Source organism: Mesorhizobium sp. BHbdii, assembly GCF_053848045.1.
Genome location: NZ_JBSPKX010000143.1, coordinates 1 through 500, shown reverse-complemented (window position 1 = coordinate 500; position 500 = coordinate 1). Strand labels below are relative to the sequence as shown.

Genomic DNA, 500 nt, shown 5'->3' with positions numbered 1-500 from the left:
TGTTGGGACCACATTGAAGCTCGGGCGCCTGCCGAACGGCGCGGACATCAGTTTGACGATGTTGCCTGACGGCACGCTGGCCGGAACCTATACGCTCGCCGGCCAAACCTACACGGGCGCGTTCACCAAGCAATGATCAAGGAAGCGTCCGCATGTTCCCGGCCGGGGCCCGGCGCCTCGGCCGGGAGGTCCGCCGGTCAGACGCGGTTCGCGTCGCGAGCGCCGTCGCGTCCGATTTCATTGGATCTGTAGTCGTCAGCGTCCGCGTCAAAGCCCGTCCAGCCACCGGCCCGATACTCGCCGCGGCGTTCTTCCAGGTTCACGGAGTTGGTCTGACTAAGAATCCTTTCAGCGTCCGAGACCAGCGGGTCGTCGACCTTGGCAGTGACCAGCGTGCCGCCGCGTCGAACGCCCTCGGCGTAGACATGGGCATCTTCCTCCGGGACACCGGAATCGGTGAGCGCGCCGACGATGCCACCCGCGGCGCCGCCAACCACAGC

General features: G+C 66.4%; 1 pseudogene. It reads right to left on the bottom strand.

The window, feature by feature from the left end:
* Positions 1-197: 197 nt before the first annotated feature.
* A pseudogene (locus tag ACWTU8_RS32290) lies at positions 198-500 on the bottom strand (hypothetical protein); the annotation flags it as partial.